Genomic DNA, 18,763 nt, shown 5'->3' with positions numbered 1-18,763 from the left:
CGGCGCTGGGTTATCCGTTCTGCTGTGTGGCGACCTTTGCGTAGACGTCGTGTCGTGAACCATGGACACGCTAGTTCCCGCCGGTCAGCCGCCTCCCGCGATCCGGCGCGATTTCAGATAGCCGAGAAGCCGCCGTCGACAGACAACTCCACCCCATTCACGAAGCTCGAATCGTCTGAAGCAAGAAACAGCGCGACCGCCGCAATTTCCTCAGGACGACCCATCCTTCCCGCGGGATCAGGGATTCGAACATCTGCTTCGCCTCCTCGGTGAGAACTTGGTCCTGCATCGGTGTGGCGATCGGCCCCGGGTGCAGCACGTTCACCCGAATATTCCTGCCCTTCAGCTCGTTGAGCCACCCGCGCGCGAATGCGTGCAGCGCCGCCTTGCTCGCCGCATACACGCTGTAACCAGGAAAACCTTTGATCGAAGCAACTGACCCGGTCATGAAGATCGATCCGCCATCGTTGAACAGCGGCAACGCCTTCTGAACCGTAAACAGCGTGCCACGCGTATTCAGGCCGAAGGTCGCATCGAAATGCTGCTCGGTAATCTCGCCCAGTGGGACGGCTTCGCCCGTGCCGGCGCTCGCGTACAGGACGTCGATCTTGCCCTTTTCCCGCTTGACTGTATCGAACAGGCGGTCGAGGTCGTCGAGATTGGACGCGTCGCCGCGCACGCCGGTCACGTTCCGGCCGATCAGCTTGACGGCTTCGTCCAGCGCCTCCTGCCTCCGGCCCGTGATGAAAACATAGGCGCCTTCTTCAACGAACCGCTTGGCGCTCGCCAGCGCCAAGCCGCTCGATCCACCCGTGATGACTGCAACCTTACCGTCAAGCTTTCCCATGACTTCTCCTGTCGTGGTGTCGGGACAGCATCTGCCTCCGAGACCCTCGAAATGGGTCCGCCGGCGTCAGTTGTTGAGTGCGGAAGCGCGCACATCGGTGGTGCAAAATCGATCCGGCTGGACGACCGACGCCAGCCGCGACGATCGGTGTCCGCTTTTCGCAATTGGGTCGCGCTCGTCGACATAGGCTATGATGACCGCCTGTATTGCTGTTCGATGTGTTAGATACAGACTTTGGAAGGCGCACCGCGCGGTGCCGGATTGCACCATGATCGACTGGGATGACATTCGCTACTTTCTTGCCGTCGCGCGCGGAGGCTCAGTGCGGGCTGCCGCCGAGCGCCTCGGGGTGTATCACTCGACCGTGCTGCGACGCATCGCTCAGCTCGAGGAACGCCTCGGGGCGCAGATGTTCGAAAAGCTGCCTTCGGGCTACCGCCTGACGGCTGCGGGCGAGGAGGTCCTCGAGCTCGCGAACCAGATGGAAGCGTCGTCGCACCAGTTGGAGACGCGCGTCTTCGGTCGCGACCAGAGCGTGCGCGGGCTTCTGCGGGTGACGTTGGCTCCGACCCTTGCGACACACCTGCTCATGCCGGACTTCGCCGATTTCGCGCGTCTGCATCCGGACATCGAGATGGAAATCGTGTCGTCCGGCGAGCTGGCAAATCTGACCAACCGAGAGGCCGACGTGGCGATCCGCGTCGTCTACGACCGCAAAACCCTGCCGCTCAATCTTCACGGACTGAAGGGACCGGAGGTGTTCGGCGGCGTCTACATGTCCCGGGATAGACTAGCCGCATGGCGTGCGGGCGCGCTTGATCCCATCCGGTGGATCGTCATAAGCATGCATGGAATTCCGGATTGGGCCAGCGAGGGTGAGGTTCGCACCACGGAGGTTCCGTTCAGGACTACGGGCGCCGACGCGCAGATCGTTGCTGTGCGGCAGGGCCTCGGGATCACGACACTGCCGTGCTTCGTCGGAGATGCCGACCCCCTGCTGGTGAGGGTGCCGGGCACAGACCTGCACATGTACGGAACGCTCTGGCTTCTCACACAGGGGGAAACACGCAAGACGAAGCGCGTGCGGCTCTTCACGGAGTTCGTATCCCGCAGGCTCGCCGCGTACGCTCCGCTTCTCACGGGGCTGTCCATATCGCGCGACTGACGCCCGGCAGGTCGCCGGCGACGCTTGCCGTAGTCCGGTCGGAAGCCGAGCTGCGATCGCTTGAAGCGGCGTCGTTCAATCCGCGAATGGAGCGCCGTATCGCAACCGGCGCGAGGGCCACACTACCGACGGACGACGGACTTCATCATCGCTGACGGTTTTTTTGCCAGGCTGGAGACGCCGCTTTTGCGGAGGACTCCGAGGAGAATAGACCAACCGATATCGATAGTCTGTGAAACCGAGCAAATCGCGGATCGCCGAAATTCTCCTTTGAATTCAAGAGCGAGAATTTCTGACGGATCCGGGATACGGTTCTTCATCGTCAGCGGAAAGATTTTCCTCGATGGGTCAATGCGTTCTGCTTCAGAACAATCGAGTGGGAGTAGGGGGAATCGGCGGCGATAGTGTAGGTTCGGCGGACTTTAAGCTCCGTTCCGTCCGCATCTCGGCTGTTCTTAGCGTTCTTGTTTTTCGGAGCTGCTGAAAGCTGATGCCGATGGATCGAGCAAGCTGCGCTCCAGGGTCGGCACTGCCAAGCGGCAAATCAGGCCGGGAGCCGCCACATTCGTACACGACCTGTACCACGCAATTCCGTTTCCGCGAGTGGGTCGCAAGCAAAATCCGGTCCAAGCAGTTTGTGAGTTGCATCCGAAATACGGATTTCATCGGGCTCCGCGGACGTTTGAATACGTGCTGCGAGATTAACGGTCTCGCCCCACAGGTCGTAGGCAAACCGCCTTTTGCCTATGACGCCCGCGACGATTGGTCCTGAGTGAATTCCAATTCTGAGTCTTAGCGGTTCTCCTGCGAAGCGCTCGAGCTTAACCGCCTTCCGCAGTTCAAGTGCATAGTGCGCAAGGGCTTCCGCATGATCTGATCGCGCGACGGGGAGGCCAGCGACCACCATCACACAATCGCCAATTGTCTTGATCTTTTCGCAGCCGTATCGTTCCGAGAGCAGATCCGCCGCCTTGAAGAAGTAATTTAAAATAGCGAGCGTTGTCTCGGCTCCGACGCTCCGCGCTCTTTCCGTAAAGCCGACGATGTCGGCAAAAAGCACACTCACCTCAGCGTGGTTGTCTGCAATTTGTTCGTCCGCTTTTAACCGCTCCGCGATCGACGCTGGAAGAATGTTGAGGAGTAGGCTTTCGGCGCGCTGGTATTCACGCGACAATCCCTCTTGGCTCTGCCTCAACGCCTCGTTCGCCAATTGTAATTTTTCGTTGAGTTGACGCTCCCTCTCTTGCAGGAGTGTCATTTCATAAGCCTTCTGTTGAAGCCGCTGCCTATTGTCGCGTTCGGCGGTGGCGTCAAGAAAGAGCAGCCACACGCAGGCATTGTCAGCAAAAAGATGAAGGTCCGCGACACGCCCGCTGGGCAGTTCGACCATGGCCATATGATATGGCAGCTCCGGGCAAGGCAGCAAGCCTTCCATGAATTCAAGTTGCTCGGCAACAGGCCTACCAATGCGAAGTGATGAGAGTCCGTAATGTTCAACACTACCGCCCTTCGCAGCGATGCAAAGCTGGGCGTCAATTTTCAGGTATGCGACAGAGTGATCGTTGTAGAAGAAATCGTAAATCCAGCTTCTGACTTCTCTTGGCAATCCATGCATGGTCTATTTGGTGACCATCGAAGCAAGCTGACGAAATGCATCATCAACATGTTCACCCGAAAGCGCGCTTGTTAGATAGATTTGCCATCCAAGTTGCCTCAGTTCGTTAATCTCACTATCCGTTATTGCCCACCGATCGGCCAGATCGGATTTGTTGAACAGCAATACAAACGGCATAGCGCCGAATTCGGCCTCGGCCCGCTCGCGCAGCGTGAGCGCCACGGCAAGTGTAGCGGCGCGGGTTCCATCGACGACAAGCACGAGCCCGCTCGCACCTCGCACATAGCTGACGCGAAATGAGCCGATATCGTCTTCGCCGGCCAAATCCCACAGAATCAGATCCACGGTTTTGTCCGGGAATGCGACGCTCTTCTTGTCGATTTTCACGCCCACGGTGGTCAAGTAGGTTTCTGAAAAGATGCTTTGCACAAACCTGCGAACCAGACTCGTCTTTCCGACAGCGAACCCGCCCAACATGCAGATCTTCTTTTGCAATATCCTGGGCTCCGCCTAGTGGAAGTTTACCGTAACCGAAACTCTGCGATTGGCGGAGCTCCCGGTTCGGCTATTCTCAGTCTCCGCCGGCTCAAAGGTGCCCGCGCCGCGAACCAAAAGCGATTCCGGAGCGACGCCGCGCTTCTTGAGAAGCGCACGAACTGTCTCGGCGCGGGCGGCGCTGATTGACGCGTTGGTCGTCTCACGGCCCACGGCGTCCGAATGGCCAGTCAACATGAACTGTGCTGTTACGCCCGCCTTGCGGGCGTCCTTGGCCAATTCCTTCAACTGATTCGCCAATTTGTCGAGAACTGGCAGTTGCTCTGGTCCCGGTACAGCCTTGCCAGAATCGAAGAAAATGTCGACCGCTTGGATAGCCTCCCTCAAACGAGTGAGTTCCTGAGGGGTCAACTCGCGCAGCTCGGAAATTTCTAGAGAGAGTCCGTCCGCGGCCAGTTGTTGGGCGGCGACCCGCGCCCGATCTATCCAGGCGGCAGGAGCCTCACCCACGAGAACGATGCGATCCTTGATGATCGAAAATCGTACTGAATCCGGCGGGGCCAGCGATGCCATCAGCCGCTTCACCACGAACTTCGGATCAAGGCTCTGATAGAATTGCCACTGCGAATGAACGCGAGCCGGATCAACCCCTGTTCCGGACAGCAGAGCCTGCGGGTCGGCGGCCTGCGGGTCTCTCAGGCCGGAAATGTAGAAATGTCCGCCCCTCGCCGTTTGTTGGGCGACGATGATCCCCGCTTGGGCCTCAAGTCGCGACACATAATGCTGCCAGTGCTCCGCCGCGCGTGCTTCGGGGCTCACATCACGAACCTTGGAGATGTCGAATTCCGGTCCGCCTGCCGAAAGCTGCCGGGCCGCTGCGCGTGCCCGATCTATCCAGGTGTCGGGAGCCTCACCCTCGGCAATGATGCGATCATTGACGATCGAAAGTCGAACTGATTTCGGTGGGGTCAGCGACTCCGTTAGCCGCTTCAGCACGAACTCCGGCTCAAGGCTCTGATAGAATTGCCACTGCGAATGAACGCGAGCGGGATCGACCTGCGTTCCGGACAACAGTGACTGCGGGTCGGCGGCAAGCGGGTCTCTCAGGCCGGCAATATAGAATTGGCCATCGCGCACCTTTTGTTCGGCAACAATGATGCCCGGCTGGGTACTCAGCTGCGACACATAGGCCTGCCAGTGCTCCGCCGCGCGTGCTTCGGGGCTCACATCACGAACCTTGGAGATGTCGAATACCGGTCCGCCTGCCGAAAGCTGTCGGGCCGCTGCGCGTGCCCGATCTATCCAGGTGTCGGGAGCCTCACCCTCGGCAATGATGCGATCATTGACGATCGAAAGTCGTACTGAATCCAGCGGAGCCAGCGACGCCGTTAGCCGCTTCAGCACGAACTCCGGCTCAAGGCTCTGATAGAATTGCCAGTCTGAATGAACGCGGGCGGGATCGACCTGCGTTCCGGACAACAGTGACTGCGGGTCGGCGGCAAGCGGGTCTCTCAGGCCGGCAATATAGAATTGGCCATCGCGCATTTTTTGTTCGGCAACGATTATGCCCGGCTGGGTACTCAGCCGCGACACATAGGCCTGCCAGCGCTGCCCGGATTGCCAGGAAAGAAAGAACCAACCGCCTGCCGGAATCAAAACCAGCAGGACTGCAGCCACCACCAGCCACGGGAATCCCTGGTTTGAGTCCTCCTGCTTCAGTTCAACGCAGGTCTGCAACTGCGTCTCTACGCCGGCCAGCTGCGAACTGTCGCCGTCAAACTGCTCTAAAGCCTGTGAGCATTCATCATGGATGCGAAGCAACACATCGCGAATTATTTCATGTAATTCCTCTGGCGGATTTCCGCGGATCACCGCAACCAACGTCGCAAACGGTCCAACTTCTGACCAGAGACGAAGCTCCCCAAAACGGATAGTGTCCAGGCCGCTCTGTTCTTTCTCGTTAAATGAATCTTTCACAAAATCTTGAATTGCACTAAGCATCGAAGAAATGAGTTGAGGGTCTTCGCTCGTTGCATTATCGGCAGTTACATGCGCTATCAAAAGCCCGGAATTGCGGTTAATGAGAAAGACATGTTCTACACGGTAGACAAGTGAATGCTTAAGAACAACTTCTGAGAAGCTTGCACCCGTTCTCCAAGCTTCAAATCTCCACTTGAGCCCATGCCAGGTAAATATATGTCTTAAAGTTTCATTCAGCGACTGAAAGGTCTGATCGATCTTTTCCCCGATCGACTTGCGAATTGCCGGCAGAAACACCGGATATAATATATCCGTAAGCGTGCGCGGGCTCTTCTGGATGGACCGTTGCACGGCCCTCTCGACAGCTGGCGCAAGGGCCTCGCCGAGTTGCGCATAAGGCGCGCGTGCGGCTGCACTGGGGAGAACACCCCCAACTGCAGACGCAAGCTGCTCAGGTTCGTCGAGCAGGTGCGTAACTCGTGAAAGCTCCGAAATTTCGCGGCCGACCAGCAATTGGCGCAGCGTTTCCATGCGAGGATCGGCGGTTGGAACTCCGTCGAAACGCGCACGATAGTCCGGATCAACGTTCCGGGCAATTTCGACCAACAGACTAGCCAGAGCCTCGCGATCAATCTCTGTATCGTTCGAAGCCGCTTGAGGAAGGCTGATTGGGTCGACGGTCGACGTCAAGTTCCGATCAACTCACTTTCCAGCTACGTTCCGAGTTGCTCTTGCTGCCGACGGGATCCTGATTTAGACATTTTGCAACCTCGACAAACAGGCCAGCCAAAAGATTTCGGTCGGTCTTGACGTTGCTGAGATCGGAAAACATTTTCTCCATTACCATCTGAATGGTTTCATTCTTTTGCTTGATTTCCTCACGCAGCAATTGATCGCTTCGATTTATCCGGTCCGCAACTTCGCGCTCAAGCTCGCTCAATTGATCCGACAACGCGCGCACCTGCTTTTCAAGCGCCTGATTTTGCTCGCGAAGATTCCGGTCAATCTCCTTGTCGGCCTCGGCTCGTGCATCTTTTTCGTTCCGCAATTGCCCCGCAAGCGATTCGACCTGCTTCTTTGCATTTGACTCGTACATTTCAAGATTGCGCTTGGCCTCGGATTCGACATCCTTGAAGCGCTGCAAGAACCGTTCTTCAAGCTTGGAAAAACGGCGGTCATAGTCCTGCATCTGGTTGCCGAACAGCAGATCACGTATCTTGTCGACACCTACAGCGTCGCCGGGGCCTCCGCTCTCGCGAGCCTGGGCCGCCATGAAGGCCAGCCCGTTTCCGTCTGCATTACCTATCAGATTTACGTCCGCTTTATTTGCTGGAGAAGCGCTATTCGAAGATTCCTTGGCCATCCTTGTGCCCCTTCTTTTGAACAACTGCCACAGTGCGAAACTCAGAAACGGACAAGAATGTCAGCAAAATACCCGGCTCGCAAGCCGGAATCTTCTTGACCTAAGCCAATTCGTGCGTCCCTTTTACATCTCTTGGACTAGCAGCAAATAAACGAGCTCCGAATGGTGTAGATTTCGCATCTCTTGTTATAGATGCCACAATCAGCTAATCTAATCGACCATTGGATGAAATCTACTATCGAATTGAGCAATACAATATTAGGCTATATCTACTGGAGCGCAATTAAGTAGCGCTGACTCATTAGAAATATCTAAATTAGATGATATGGCGGTACACATACTGCCTCGCATCCGGCTGTATACTGCGACGATCGGTTTCCGATGCGGGCCCAACCGTAGAAGGAAGGTGTTCTTTCGCACGGAGAATGGCTGTTCGAGAGTGCACCTCGGTGTCGAGGCATTTCGGTCGATAGGAGGGGAACAGTAGTCCCGACAACTGCAGTCATTCACACCAAGCTTCCGTGGGCTTGCTTTGTTGCGCCCCGATTGCAAAGGACGTCAGTTTGCCATAGCTATTTCACTCGTACGGCGCCAGGGACCGCAGCTTATGGTCATGGCGCCGATTCCGGGGATCGACATGAGTATGCGGCGTGCTTGCTTTGACGTGCATCTGCGACAGCTGGCGCCCAAGCTCGGCGGCACGGATGCGAATGCTGCGCCAGGCTTCCAGCATCGGTACCACGACAGGAGCAAGCTCCCTTTGCAGCCCAATAGTGGCGTCGCGGCGGCTCGGAAGAATTCGCAGAACACTGTTTGGACACAGCGTCCCTAAGGACCGTTTCCTTTGCCAGGAATTCGCGGGCTATGTTCCGGGAGCCTTGTTCTACCTTCGAACCAGGCGCGGGTAAGACGGCGTGGCGCATAATCCCTTGGTTTCAATCGTGGTTCCTGCGCACAACGCGGAGGCAACGCTGGCGCGCGCACTCGATTGCCTTCTCGATCAGGAAATAGTGGATTGGGAGGCGATCATCATCGACGACGCCTCCACTGACCGCACCTCCGCGATCATCGCCGGTTATGTGGAGCGCGATGCCCGATTTCGGACATTGAACTCTTGCGCGTATAGCGCCGCCGGCGCGCGCAATAGCGGGATTTCGACAGCGCGCGGCCATTGGCTGATGTTTCTGGATGCGGACGATTGGGTGGATGCCAGCTTCCTTGCGAAAATGCTGGCCGCGCTGAAAACAGCTCCCGATGCAGTGGCGGCCTATTGCGGTTCTCGGCGCGTGATGCCCGATGGCGAACTCACCCCGCCGAGCATCTCGACGGAGGTTGCGACCCAGCCCTTCGAAACACTCGCCCGTCGGTGTGCCATCCGCACTCACGCGCTGCTAGTCGACCGGGAGACAATTGTCGAGTTGGGCAGTTTCGATGTGTCGCTGCGCACCTGCGAGGACTGGGATCTGTGGCAGCGCCTCGCGCGTCTAGGCAAAAATTGGGTGATGGTCGACGAGCCGCTCGCTTTCTATCGAGCCAGCCCCAACTCGCTCAGCCGCAATTCGGCGCAGATGCTGGTAGATGCGGAAATCGTGATCACCCGCGGCTTTTCTCCTGATCCCAGGGTCAAACACCCAGCATCAGCACACGCCAATGGAGCGATCGAGGCGAGCGGCCACACCGCTTCCGAGGCACTCGCGTGGTTCGCGTTGTGGAACGCCGCGTCGGAATGCGGCTGCGGCTCACGCTCGATCAACCCGCAGTCGCTGCGCGCGCTCCCGGCAGGACGTAAGTGGGCGCGTGAGATCGCCAAGGTGGCCTTCGATGGCCTTATGGTAGGAAGCTTATCGGTGCCAGCGCAATTGGCTGCCAGGTGGGACAGGTTCGGCGGCTCCTTCACCGAGTTGATCATCGAACTCGGCAAGCTCTGGGACAACCCCGTCGCGGGTCGCCGCGTCCAGTATCACCTTGAGCAAATGCTTCTCGACGTCGACGATCTTGCCGCGCCGCGCAGGCTGGCGCGGACACTTGGAATTCGCGTCGACGGTCGAAATCCGGCCTCGACCGAAATTCCGCAAGGAATCGATCAAATCTATGCCTATCTGATGATGGATGGCCAGATCGAGGCTGTCGTGCAATTCGGCGTGCTCGGGACAGTGACAAGGCGTCATTGGATTGAATTGCTCCTGAATGTCGTGCCCCCTGAGCGGCTTGAACGCCGGTCCGATCCGGACAGTCACTTCGGCAGACTCGCCCAATTGGCCGAGGAAGCGCGGGAGCTGGTTAGGTCGAGCGCCGAACCTGCGGAGCCTCCCGCGGCGCCGCGCCGCGCACGGGTCAGGCACGACAAGGATCGCACGTCGTTCTGGAATGGCTATTTCGCGACCGAGGATCCCTGGAACTACGGTTCGCCCTATGAGCAGGAAAAATATCAGCGGCAACTCGAAATTCTGCCTGCCGGTCCCATCGAACGGGCGCTTGAGCTGGCCTGCGCGGAGGGCCATTTCACGCGGCAGCTGGCGCCGCGAGTGGGCCATTTGACCGCAACCGACATCTCCGCCATAGCCATCGAACGGGCCCGCGCGCGATGCGGCGATCAGCCGAATATTGAATTCGGCGTACTGGATTTCTCTGCCGACACGCTGCCGGGTGAGATGGATCTGATCTTCTGTTCGGAAGTGCTTTACTATCTGGATGATCTGGCCGAGTTGCCGCGCATCGCCAAAAAATTCGCAGAGGCGTTGGCGCCTGGCGGCAGTTTCATCAGCGCACACGCATTCGTGCTGCGTGACAATGTTGAAAGGACGGGCTTCGACTGGAACACATTCGGTGCACAAGCGATCTCGGAGACGCTGGCAGCGACTGAAGGCCTCGTCTTGGAGCAATCGATCCAGACCGAGCTCTATCGCATAGACCGCTTCCGCCGCCTGTCACCCGACGACGTGGCGACGGAACCGATGATAGATCATGTGCCAATCCGCGCGCGCATCGAAATCGGGGTCGCGCGAAATATCGTCTGGGGCGGCGCGCGGGCCTTGCGCCGCGACGTTGCGCGTAGCGAGCGGCGGCAGCGTATTCCTGTCCTCATGTATCACAGCGTCTCCGATGATGGTCCGGCCGCTCTCGCCCGTTTTCGGCTCACGCCCGCCGCATTCGGCAGCCAGATGGCATGGCTGCGCTCCAATGGCTTTCACGCGATTGGGTCTGAGCAGTTGGAAGAGTTCATCGCCAACCGTCGCCCTTTCGTTGGTCGCCCAGTGCTCATCACCTTCGATGACGGCTTCCAGAACTTTGCTGACCACGCCTGGCCGACCTTGCGCACGAACGACCTGACCGCGGAAGTGTTCCTGGTGACGGACTTGGTGGGTGAAAGTGCACAGTGGGACGCCTATACCGGTCCGCCGACGCAGCTTATGGACGCCGGGACGGTGCGGCGCCTCTCCGCCGAAGGTGCGTTCTTCGGAAGCCATCTGGCGACGCATCGCGCAATCGATGGTCTGTCGAGTTCTGACTTAGCCGCTGAGCTCCTGCGCTCTCGTATGTTTATCGAACGGTGGACCGGTCGGCCAACCACGGCGTTCGCGGCACCCTTCTCTGTCACCGACCGACGGCTTGGCAGGCTGGCCAAGGAGTGCGGCTATCGAATCGGCTTCGGCGGCAGACACGGGCCGGCGGGCCTCGACTGCGATCCCATCGACCTTCCGCGCATCGAGATTCGCGGAGACCGCTCACTCGATGACTTTGTTGCCATTGTCGAGGCTGTGCTCGAAGAGCGGTGAACTTGTCAGTGTCATTTCAGTGTCCCGCTCGTTTACCTCGTTCGCAAATCTATTGGGCGACTTGGGACACGGCTGACATCAGCTCCTGCGGGTTTGGCGCCCCAAACATGTATCGCCCACCCTCTGGAACCTCCGTGAAGCTCCAGCGGACGATCCCCTGCCGGTCCAGCAGGAACTGACCGACCAGTTGTCCGTGTCCCGTTGCCATCATCTGCTCGTCGGCTTCGGTCATTTCGTAATTGTCCTTCTTGTCGAGGATTTCGCCGGCCGCAAGAGGATCCATAGGACCGGGCAACTCGCTTGGTATGTCGACCCGCATATCCATTACCGCTGCCATCGAGACCTTGTACGGCCATTTCGTCTCGTTTTGGGTGAATTCGAGATTGGGCAGTCCAAAAGCACGATGTGAAGCGCGTTCAGGGTCGGAGGCCGCGAGCAGATTCGGTATCGGGTGGTAGCGGAAATAGAGACGCGCCCGTTCGATCGGCGTGTTGACCACCGTCAGGCTCTCCACGCCCTTTTCGCGCAGTTCCGGATCAAGCCGCGCCTGGGCGGCGATATGGCGCCGGCAAAACGCACAATGCAGACCTCGAAACAGGCCGACCAGCACCGGTTTTTGTCCGCGAAAGTCGTCAAGCGCAATCTTGCCTTCCTGGGTAATGGCGTCGAGAACCAAGTTCGGCGCACGGTCGCCCGGTTGAAGCGGCACCAAGTCAGCACGCGCGGACATTTCCAACCTCCAACCCGGCTAGTCGAGAAAAGGCAGCACCACAAGCGCTTCCGGGTCGAGCCCGTGCTGGGCGCATATTCCCTGCGCCAGGGAAAAGTAGCGTTCGGCCTCGGCCAGATTGTCGAGGTCGAGATTAAGCGTTGCGAGCCCATCATAGCACGGAAACAGCAGTTGGGGCTCGCCCGTTTCGCGGGCTACGTCGAGTGCTTCGTGGAACAAGCCAATCGCCAGTTCCGGACGGCCGTTGCACTGGTGGATCTGCCCAAGCACGATCAACGGCACCGGCAGGTGCTCGCGCTGGTCGAGCGCCCGGTCGATCTCGATGGCCTTCTCGGCAGCAGGCACGCCCTCCCTTGGACAGCGATCCGTGAAAGTACAACAAGCGACCGCCAGATTGGCGAGGAGGCGCGCCTGGAAACCCAAATCACCAATATGGCGCGCCACTTCAAGACCGCGCCTACAGACCTCCATCGCCTGTGCCGGATCGATGGTCGTGTAAAGCACGCCGAGATTGGTGTAGCCGCGGCACGCCGCGCCCAGTAGACCGGCGGCTTCGGCCAATTCAATGCTACGCTCAACCTGACGCACGGCTTCACGGTTTTGCCCAAGGCGAGCCAGCGCGACAGCCTTGGTATTAAGTGCCTCGGCGGTCACGAGAGTGGCATCACACCCTACCTCGGAGACATGCTCCGTTGTCAGAGAGCGTACGCAATCCAGCGCCGCGTCTGCCCATTTTGCCGCGAGAGCGTGATCTCCGCTACGGAACGCCTGTCGGCCACGTTCTTGCCAGAGATGCGCCTGCTCGATCGGGGCATCCGCTCCATCGAGGAGCGCTGCCGCTTCAGCATAGCGGGATTCTGCGTTGTCCCGCTTGCCGACGTCCCAGAGCAGCCGACCGATCTTGCGTAAAACGCGCGCCGAAGCGACACGATCGGCTGACTCGCGGTATGCCTGCAACACCGTCTCGTAGTGATGGTGCGCGATCTCGCGGCGGCCTACCGGGCCGCTCAAATCGGCAATGCGCTCTGCAATTGCCAGTTTGAGCGGTGTTTGCCCGATCGCGCCCAACGCAGCCAGTGCTCGCTCGTAGAAACGAAGGGCGTCGTCGTTGGCGTATATCATGCGAGCGCGATCGCCCGCCGCCTGCAGGTAATGCGCGCCCCTCTCCCGCTCGGCGCTCTGTGCGAAATGATGACCGAGCACGGTCAAATCCTCGAGCCGTTCCGGCTTGTCGCCGCACAGTTGCTCCAAGGCAGCACCGACCCGCCCATGGATGTCGGTCCGGCGTTGCAGGAGCAGATTCTGGTAGATCACGTCCTGCAGCAATGTTTGCGTAAAGCGGTAGCTTTGCGACGAGACCGAGCCTGATCCAGCAACTTCCTCGATGATTTCCGCATCGCAAAGCAGTTCGCAGCCGGCTTCTAGCCGGCCGGGGTCGGCTGTCACGGCTTTCAGAAGTGTGGCATCGAAGCGCGGGCCGATTACCGCGGCTTCCTGGGCTAACCGGCGCACCTCTTGGGGCAGCCGGTCGACGCGAGCAAGCAACATTGCCTGGATAGTGGCGGGAATGCCGGTTGCGACTTCGCCTGCCACAGTCCGCCATCGCTGGCCCTCGCGCATCAGTACACCGCGATCGATAAGGCCGCGAACGATCTCCTCTACAAAAAGGGGGTTGCCGCCCGCGCGCTCGAGGATCTGGTCGAGAAGCCCTCCTGCGGAGTTTACCCAGCTCTCGCCGAAAAGCGCCGCCAGCAGGCTGCGTCCGTCATCATTGTTGAGCGGCGAAAGCCTGAGCGCTGTGTGACTGACCCGACTAGAGTCGAGCTGGCCGTTGTCCGGCGCCGGACGATGCGTGACCAGCAACATCAACCGCGTGCGTTCCAACCTGTCCATCACGAAACGTAGTGCCTCGAGCGACACGGCGTCGGCCCAGTGCAGGTCTTCGACGACAATTAACAGCGGCGACAACGCAAGCCGCCGTTCGATGATTGTGCGGACTGCGTAGAGAATTTGCCGCCGCAACTGCTCGGGCTCGACATGCTGCAAGGTGGCATCCGGGTCGCCAAGGCCGAGCACATGGTAGAGCAAAGGCATCAGCCGCTTCGCCTCCTCGCCCTGTAGGCCGAGATCGGTAAGCAAGCCTGCGAGCTTCCCCCGCACTTCGTCCCCACTGTCATTTTGCATCATCCCGGCAGCGCTGCGCACCACTGCGCCCAAGGCGCCAAATGATTGTTCGCCCAGCGGTGAGCAGGTGGCCAGCCGCACGGCGACGTTGCGAAAACGATCCTCGTCGCCGACGCGGGCGACGAACTCCTTCACCAGCCGCGATTTCCCGATACCGGCTTCTCCGACGAGGCGGACAAGTTGGGCCGAGCCGCCGCAGGCCTGGTCAAGGCTCGCCAGCATTCTATTGAACTCCGCACCACGACCTATTATCGGCGCACTGAGGCCGAGCGCCTCGAGCCCACGCGCTGCACGCGGCGCCGCAAGCGGTGCATCCAGTCGATGGACGAGCACACTGCCAGCCTTGCCGCGAAACACGACATCACCCAGCGGCTCGTAAGAGAAGGCATGCCGGGTCAGCCTGTGAGTGAGCTCGCCCACCAGCACCTCACCCGGTGCGGCCAGCGATTGCAGGCGTTGCGCCGTATTCACTGTGTCGCCGGTCACCGAATAGGATTTGGCGGTGCCGATGCCCAATCCACCAGTAACGACCGGACCAGTGTTTATGCCGATGTGGAGTAACAGAGGCGAGCCGGAGTGCGGGGTGCTTTCGCCGAGCCGCGCCGTCCGGGCGATCATGTCGAGAGCGGCGCGAAGCGCACGTTCCGGATCGTCCTCATGCGCAACCGGCGCACCGAACAAGGCGAGCAGTGCATCGCCGATGAATTTGTCGACGAAACCACCAAAGTTTCGCACGGCCGCCGTCCATTCCTTGAACAGTTCGTTCTGCAGCGCTTGCATGACCTCGGGGTCGAGCTGCTCGCTGAGTGTCGTGAAGCCGCAAAGGTCGGCGAACAGGACTGTTACCGTCCGGCGATCGGCGTCAGAGACGGGATGCAGCCCATCTTCGCTTTCGATGTTCGGAAGCAGCGACGGAGTTCGAGAAGGCGGCACAACGGTCCGGCTTGGTGTGGGAGCAGGCCGTTCGACGGTTTTTGCGGGCGCACCGACGCTTGCCCCGCATTTCGGACAGAACTCGAAATCAGGTGCGCAGGGGTAGCCGCAACTGGCGCATGGCACGGGCTGGCGCCTGCCACACCTCGGACAGAAAGCGTAACCGCCCTCAACCTCGAAACCGCAGCCCGAGCAGTCCATAGGACAAGACCTCACTAGGGGCCGTGCCGGCGTGATCTCACTACGCACTTCACGGCCAGGGTATTTCACAAGGATGAACCGATAACCGTCGACCAGCAAGCGGCAGCGCAAATGGGCATCGAACGGTCAGTGTGGGTCCGGTGGCAGAGCGCCGCCGATCAAGGCGGAAGCCGTCGTCGAAATCCCGAAAGGCATCAGCGTCAAGGAAGCGGCCGGATCAGACGCCAGAGGCTCACCCATAGATCGCCGTCGCTTTGGGGTTGCGGACCAGAAAATCAACCTGAAGCGAGGCTCAGCTCGCCTTGATCTCTGCCTGGCCGATCTTGCGCCATCGGGCGTTTTCGCGAACCAGTTTCAGGTCGTCGGTCGTCTCGGCAAGTGTCCGCAAACGGTATTGCCGGAGCAGGTCCGGGAAGAGCGCCCCTTCCGGTAGGCCGGCAAGCTGCTCGCGGACCGAGATATTTTCGTCGATGACCCGCATGCCCCAGGCATTTTCCCGAACCTGCAGCTCCGCAGCCAGATCGCGCTCTTCCGGCGAGTTTTCATCTAGCGCAGCCAGCAGGATAGAGTGGAAAAGCGCTACATAACCAATCTGTCTCAGGCCGCCCACAACCCGCACGCGCGGCAATATGGCAAGGACGAGGAACATCAGGAACAAGTTCGGCAGCAGCACGCCGTCCAGCAGCGCCTGCCTGAGATGCGGTCGCTCGAACGGGATGGAAAGACCATGCGGCCTGTCAGGCTCGATTAGGTGCCCGTTCTCGAGGACGAGCTTGCGCACGCGCTCCTCGCGGATGCCCCAGAAATAGGCCGTGGCATTGGGCAGAAATCTGCCAAATGGGCTCGATGCGGCCGCTTGCAAGGCACATTCCAGACGCTGGCGCCTTGCGGGCTCAATGAGCAGCCCGGAAAGAAGGCTGCCATCATGTTCTAGATGCCGCGCCACGGCAGCCGCGGCGAGCCGATCATCGATGAAAACCGGCAGGGCCATGCCGGAACGATCCCAATCGGCGACCAGATCCTCGTTGAGGGCTGTCAGCGCATCGGCGGCGGTTCCAAACACCTTGTCCTGGCTGGCAAGCAGTGTGCCCAGCCAGCGGCTGGCATCCGTTTCGTCGCCCACCGCTTCGAGCGCGCGCTTGTTGAGGGTGACGGGACCGGCCACGCAGGCGCTTTTGCGGCACAGTTTGTGGCGCCCCATGCCAAACAGGTTGACCTTGTCGTCACCGACATCGAGCCATCCCGGCCCCTCCCGGCCAATTGTCTCCATGGTCATCGTCGTTCCCATGAAGCTGAAGAAGGCCGAGAGCCCGTTTTCGACCGCGCCGACCCAGGCAAGCAGGAGGGCATCGAAGGTGATCCGGTCCATCAGAAGCAGGCAGTGCAGGCCGGACTGAATCACCGGTCTGTGCTCGAACTCTTCGAGGGCCTTGCCGATCTCTTCAGGCTGCATGATCACCCCAAGGCGCTGACGCAGGACTTCGCGCAGGATCGAGCGGGCAGCGATCGCCGGGCCCGATGCAGGCCTTGCCACCGGCCGCCACAGATGGCGGGCATAATCGGAAACCGGTGCATTCCAGTTCTGCTCTATGTCACGCACAACTTCCGGGCAGAGCAGCGACAGCACTGCCAGAATTTCCACCGGAGGCGTAGGGGTTGGGTCAAAGACAGCGGTCATTGGTCCCGTCTAGCCACTTGCGGCGCAAACGCCAAGGGAGACCAGACTTGCTGGATGCAGCCGGCCCACACGTAGATTGTCAACTCGATCAAAATGGTGTGAGACGAAATTGACCGTATCCTACGGAGCTCTCCATGAGCAATCACCTGTTCGCCGGCACGAATTGTTAGATTGGCCAAACAGTTAAGGCCAAACAGCGGATCTCAGAACCGCAGCCGGGCCATGCTCAGGAGGTCGTGGTACTGCCCGTCGGTAAAGCCGGCCTTCACATGCCGGCCTTCGACCTCGAAGCCGTGGCTTGTGTAGAGACGGACGGCCGGTTCGTTGTCGGCATAGACGGTCAATTCGACCCGCTTCAGGGCGCGCCAGTTGTCGGCCACGTCAAGCAGCGCGCCAAGTATGGCAGAGCCGATGCCCTTGCCGACAAAGGCATCGTCAAGGCCGATATTGATCTCGCCGATATGCGAACGGCGCGGCGAACCCTGCACAACCAGGCTGCCATGGCCGACGACCTTGCCGTCCAACTCGGCAACGATCCAGGTGGTTTCCTGGCCGGACTTGGCGATGCGCCGCTCCACCTGCTCCACCATCTCGAAGGGCATCCTGAGCGTGCCCCAGCGGAAGCCCGGCATGTTGAAGATAGCGCAGAGCGCCTCCGCATCGCTTGGCCGGACGGCCCGGAGCTGCGGCTGGATCTTCTCGGAGGATGGCGAGGTCGTGCTGGTCATGGCGCTCCCGGCAAAGCAATCGGCCCGGCACGATGCACCGGACGTCACCTAAAAATCCAGCCGTCTCCGCAACCTATGCCAATTGTGAGCTAATATACCGGGAGGCGGCGTAGAGTTTGAAGACGCCGCTGATGCCGATCCAGCCGAAAAGGGCGAGCCAGCGCAATGTCCCGGTCGCCGTCCAGTCGATCCGGTGCACCGCAGCGTCGGTGATGACGAGGCCAAGGATGGCAAGGAGGCCAACCAGAAACTGCGCCAAGCCGAGCACCAGCAGTTCCTCGCGCGGCGCGCTTCTCCAGACGAGATACACACCGCCCGCACCGGCGAGGAAGATAGCGCTGTAGACCTGAGCGTGGAAGGCATCGATCGGCCATGGCCAGAAGCCGCTGAATGTCAGGGGAAACAGCAACAGGCCGACTCCATAGAGCCCAAGGATCGCCGATTCCACCGGCATGTAGCCGCGCCATGCGGGATTTAAGATCACGCCTTTTGCAGAAGGACGGGCCCTGGTCCGCCACAGGAACAGCCCGGATACCGCGACCGAAGCAAGATAGACCAAAAACCAGAGCCAGGGCGCTTTGCGCTCGAAGTTGAAATAGCCGAGATTGATGAACGAAGCCGCCGACACGATGACGGTGAAGATGAAGGCCATGACGAGCACGAGCCTGCCGGGCGACCAGCGGTTCCAGACCAGCAACGCCACCATCATGACCATTTCGGCGGTGTAGAAGCCGCCGAGGAAGCGGGCATTGAACGGCGTGACGGCCCAAGGCCAGCGCGGCTTGACCAGCACCGGCGAAAAAAACAGGCCGGCGCCTACGATCAGGACGATGATGACCACCACCGAGAAAAGGCGCAGGGCCGCGGGAAATGGCGGGTTGTCGGATGTCGGCATGGGAGAAAGTCCCAAAGATGAATGCCTCATGGACCCATCATAGTGCCGCTTGCGGCCGGTGAAAATCCGGCCGAATGGAAATTGAGCTGTCACCGGCTTATCCATTCGAATGGCCGTACGGTCCGTTTCGAAGTAAGATGGAGCGCTCGGACCGAAAACCGGTCCGGCCAACA

The 18,763-nt window shown here is 59.8% G+C and carries 11 protein-coding genes and 1 pseudogene; 2 read left to right on the top strand and 10 right to left on the bottom strand.

All coding sequences use genetic code 11. The annotated features are described in order from the left end of the window. Positions 1-113: 113 nt before the first annotated feature. Positions 114-847, bottom strand: a pseudogene (locus EN885_RS09500) (SDR family oxidoreductase). A gap of 268 nt (positions 848-1,115) precedes the next feature. Between EN885_RS09500 and EN885_RS09495 the strand changes: the two are divergent. Continuing rightward, positions 1,116-2,012, top strand: coding sequence for a LysR family transcriptional regulator (locus EN885_RS09495; protein ID WP_128241309.1), 897 nt, complete (start codon positions 1,116-1,118; stop codon positions 2,010-2,012). 544 nt (positions 2,013-2,556) lie between these two features. Here EN885_RS09495 and EN885_RS09490 read toward each other — a convergent pair. Genes EN885_RS09490 through EN885_RS09475 form a run of 4 tightly spaced genes read right to left on the bottom strand, consistent with a single transcriptional unit; the run spans position 2,557 to position 7,465 of the window. After that, positions 2,557-3,627 (bottom strand): adenylate/guanylate cyclase domain-containing protein, encoded by a 1,071-nt coding sequence (locus EN885_RS09490; protein WP_128241308.1) that lies wholly within the window; start codon positions 3,625-3,627, stop codon positions 2,557-2,559. Between the two features lie 3 nt (positions 3,628-3,630). Next, positions 3,631-4,122, bottom strand: a complete 492-nt coding sequence (locus tag EN885_RS09485) for a Rab family GTPase (protein WP_245458105.1) — start codon at positions 4,120-4,122, stop codon at positions 3,631-3,633. Between the two features lie 15 nt (positions 4,123-4,137). Next, a complete protein-coding gene (locus tag EN885_RS09480) occupies positions 4,138-6,792 on the bottom strand; it encodes an OmpA family protein (protein ID WP_128335171.1) in 2,655 nt (884 codons plus the stop codon). A 7-nt stretch (positions 6,793-6,799) separates the two neighbouring features. Beyond that, entirely contained in the window at positions 6,800-7,465 is a 666-nt protein-coding gene (locus EN885_RS09475) for a hypothetical protein (RefSeq protein WP_095483607.1), read from the bottom strand. A gap of 914 nt (positions 7,466-8,379) precedes the next feature. Here EN885_RS09475 and EN885_RS09465 point away from each other — a divergent pair. Beyond that, a complete protein-coding gene (locus EN885_RS09465; protein ID WP_128241307.1) occupies positions 8,380-11,241 on the top strand; it encodes a trifunctional glycosyltransferase/class I SAM-dependent methyltransferase/polysaccharide deacetylase in 2,862 nt (953 codons plus the stop codon). A 49-nt stretch (positions 11,242-11,290) separates the two neighbouring features. Here EN885_RS09465 and EN885_RS09460 read toward each other — a convergent pair whose 3' ends face one another. The 5 genes from EN885_RS09460 to EN885_RS09440 all read right to left on the bottom strand — a co-directional run bounded on the left by EN885_RS09460 (position 11,291) and on the right by EN885_RS09440 (position 18,590). Further along, positions 11,291-11,971 carry a redoxin domain-containing protein gene (locus tag EN885_RS09460; protein WP_095483609.1) on the bottom strand — a complete coding sequence of 227 codons (681 nt, stop codon included), beginning with the start codon at positions 11,969-11,971 and terminating at the stop codon, positions 11,291-11,293. 18 nt (positions 11,972-11,989) lie between these two features. Then, on the bottom strand, positions 11,990-15,289 hold the full coding sequence (locus EN885_RS09455) for an adenylate/guanylate cyclase domain-containing protein (protein WP_128241306.1): 3,300 nt from the start codon (positions 15,287-15,289) through the stop codon (positions 11,990-11,992). 292 nt (positions 15,290-15,581) lie between these two features. Next, positions 15,582-16,967, bottom strand: a complete 1,386-nt coding sequence (locus EN885_RS09450; protein WP_128241305.1) for a hypothetical protein — start codon at positions 16,965-16,967, stop codon at positions 15,582-15,584. A 203-nt stretch (positions 16,968-17,170) separates the two neighbouring features. Continuing rightward, the gene (locus EN885_RS09445; RefSeq protein WP_128241304.1) at positions 17,171-17,695 is read right to left on the bottom strand and encodes a GNAT family N-acetyltransferase; all 525 of its coding nucleotides are present in this window, start codon (positions 17,693-17,695) and stop codon (positions 17,171-17,173) included. 73 nt (positions 17,696-17,768) lie between these two features. Next, positions 17,769-18,590: a hypothetical protein gene (locus tag EN885_RS09440; protein WP_128241303.1), complete on the bottom strand. Its 822-nt coding sequence runs from the start codon at positions 18,588-18,590 to the stop codon at positions 17,769-17,771. Positions 18,591-18,763: the final 173 nt, after the last annotated feature.

The sequence above is a fragment of the Mesorhizobium sp. M6A.T.Cr.TU.014.01.1.1 genome (assembly GCF_004022765.1).
Taxonomy (GTDB): domain Bacteria; phylum Pseudomonadota; class Alphaproteobacteria; order Rhizobiales; family Rhizobiaceae; genus Mesorhizobium; species Mesorhizobium mediterraneum.
This window is presented reverse-complemented; position numbering and strand designations above follow the sequence as displayed.

Coding starts and splice junctions, on each gene's coding strand:
- EN885_RS09455 (WP_128241306.1), bottom strand. CDS start 15,289: ATGGACTGCTCGGGCTGCGGTTTCGAGGTTGAGGGCGGTTACGCTTTC.
- EN885_RS09460 (WP_095483609.1), bottom strand. CDS start 11,971: ATGTCCGCGCGTGCTGACTTGGTGCCGCTTCAACCGGGCGACCGTGCG.
- EN885_RS09450 (WP_128241305.1), bottom strand. CDS start 16,967: ATGACCGCTGTCTTTGACCCAACCCCTACGCCTCCGGTGGAAATTCTG.
- EN885_RS09490 (WP_128241308.1), bottom strand. CDS start 3,627: ATGCATGGATTGCCAAGAGAAGTCAGAAGCTGGATTTACGATTTCTTC.
- EN885_RS09475 (WP_095483607.1), bottom strand. CDS start 7,465: ATGGCCAAGGAATCTTCGAATAGCGCTTCTCCAGCAAATAAAGCGGAC.
- EN885_RS09440 (WP_128241303.1), bottom strand. CDS start 18,590: ATGCCGACATCCGACAACCCGCCATTTCCCGCGGCCCTGCGCCTTTTC.
- EN885_RS09445 (WP_128241304.1), bottom strand. CDS start 17,695: ATGACCAGCACGACCTCGCCATCCTCCGAGAAGATCCAGCCGCAGCTC.
- EN885_RS09495 (WP_128241309.1), top strand. CDS start 1,116: ATGATCGACTGGGATGACATTCGCTACTTTCTTGCCGTCGCGCGCGGA.